Here is a 1854-nt window from a genome sequence, read left to right on the forward strand (position 1 = left end):
GGTTCTTCACACGAATGCCGTGATACCGGCATCGTGAAGGGATAGCAGACGAAGCTTGAAATAGCGGTCGTCGGCGAACCCATAAGCCTCACGCTTCATCACCTTGATCTTGTTGTTGATGCCCTCCACCCTTGCCGTGGTTATTTTGTGGTCGTACCACGCCAGTATTCCCTCCCTGTGTTTGAACATGGACATTCCGGCTTTGACGATGTGCTTGTTCCCGCTTCTGATGGCCCGGCTTATCCATCCGTACAGCCAGGCCCTTGCATCCGTTTTGTCTATTTGTGCCCATACGAGCGTTATCTCCTCCTTGAGATAATATGCCTTCGCCAGGGGTTCGTTTAAGCTGAGAGCCTGCTGTAGCTGCTTCTTGGCATCGTCGCCCTTGATGTCGTCCGCATTCTTGAGCAGCAGCCACCTTACGCCCTTGATGACGTCCCTGTTCCCTTCGTATAGTTTGTCGTGGTAGAGCGAGCGGCGCACCTTGTCCACGGCATCGCTGATCTGCTTCTTCACGTGGAAATGGTCGAACACCAGCTTCGCCTCAGGGGCGTTCTCCCTCACGGCGGATATGAAGGCTGCGGAGAGGTCCGTGGCCACGTACTCGATTTTGACACCAAGTTTCGCCACTCGCCTCCAGAACCTGTCGAGGGCGTCGGCGCCTTTCCCGTCTCCCACGTGGATGATGCGCCCCGTCTCGAGGTCCACCACGATGGTCTTGTAGACATGGCCCTTGCGAACGGCAAACTCGTCGATGCCGATGTAGCGTACGCCCCTGATGTCCGGGGATGCGTAGTTGTGTTCCAGATAGTTCTTGTGTATGTCCTTCACCGTGTTCCAGCTCAGTCCCAGGTAGGCCGCCACCTCGCTGATGGTCATGATGTTCATAAGGTCCGTCACAAGCCTCTCCAGGCGGTGGGTCGTATGCCGCTTGCCCGTGGTGAAGGGGATGTGCTCTTGATGGTCGCAGCCGCAGTCATGGCACTTCACCCGTTGCACACGCATGTCGATATAAACGGGCTTCCTGCCCAAGGGAACACCGCGGAAGCGGCGGGTTGTGAAGCCGTTCCGCACGATTCTGCGACTTCCGCACTTCGGACAGCGAAATTTGTCGCTCCGAGTTTGCACATTCAAAACTATTCCATTATCTTTGTACTCCGTTCTGGAGCACTCGACCGTACGGAGGCCGAAACCGTGATACAAGAAGCTGACGTCCATTTTTGTAATCTTTGATAGTTTGAGACCTGCAAAGATAATGGATTGTCAGCTTTTCCCATAGCTTTTCATAAAAAACCAAGGTGATGAAGCGTGAGGCTTGGGGTTCGCCGACGACCGCTATTTCAAGCTTCGTCTGCTATCCCTTCACGGTGCCGGTATCACGGCATTCGTGTGAAGAACCTAAAATATAGTTTTCTTCTTCTTTTTACCTCTTTTTCTCAAAAAAGATGTATATTTGCAGTGCGTTAACAATCAACATGTCAGAATATGAACACGCAAGCAATATGTAAGGCTATTGCCAACTACTTCAAGACCCAGCCCGTCTTGAAGGCATGGTTGTTTGGTTCCTTCGCTCGTGGCGAAGAGACACCGATAAGTGATGTGGATATCCTTGTCGTCCTCGATCACTCTCAGCCGATTGGTTTAAAATTCTTCGGCATGTGGAACGATTTGGAACAACTGCTTGGCCGCAGCGTGGACTTAGTCACAGAAGGTTCACTGGCAGACTTCGCTCGCAAAAGTGTGGAACAAGATAAAATCTTGATTTATGAGAGAGCAGCCTAAAGACCGAAATCGTCTCCAACACATCCTGGAGGCCATCGACACAATTATAGGACGATGCGACGGAATGACACG

2 protein-coding genes are annotated in these 1854 nt (G+C 52.0%); one reads left to right on the forward strand and one right to left on the reverse strand.

Annotation, left to right across the window (positions count from 1 at the left end; genetic code table 11):
* Nucleotides 1–6: 6 nt before the first annotated feature.
* A complete protein-coding gene (locus ACJMM9_RS10115; RefSeq protein ID WP_405326329.1) occupies nt 7–1218 on the reverse strand; it encodes an ISL3 family transposase in 1212 nt (403 codons plus the stop codon).
* Nucleotides 1219–1485: 267 nt separating this feature from the next.
* On the opposite strand from ACJMM9_RS10115, the gene ACJMM9_RS10120 reads away from it, so the two are divergent.
* Nucleotides 1486–1782 carry a nucleotidyltransferase family protein gene (locus tag ACJMM9_RS10120; RefSeq protein WP_405326332.1) on the forward strand — a complete coding sequence of 99 codons (297 nt, stop codon included), beginning with the start codon at nt 1486–1488 and terminating at the stop codon, nt 1780–1782.
* Nucleotides 1783–1854: the final 72 nt, after the last annotated feature.

This window comes from Fibrobacter sp., from assembly GCF_045112255.1.
Taxonomy (GTDB): domain Bacteria; phylum Fibrobacterota; class Fibrobacteria; order Fibrobacterales; family Fibrobacteraceae; genus Fibrobacter.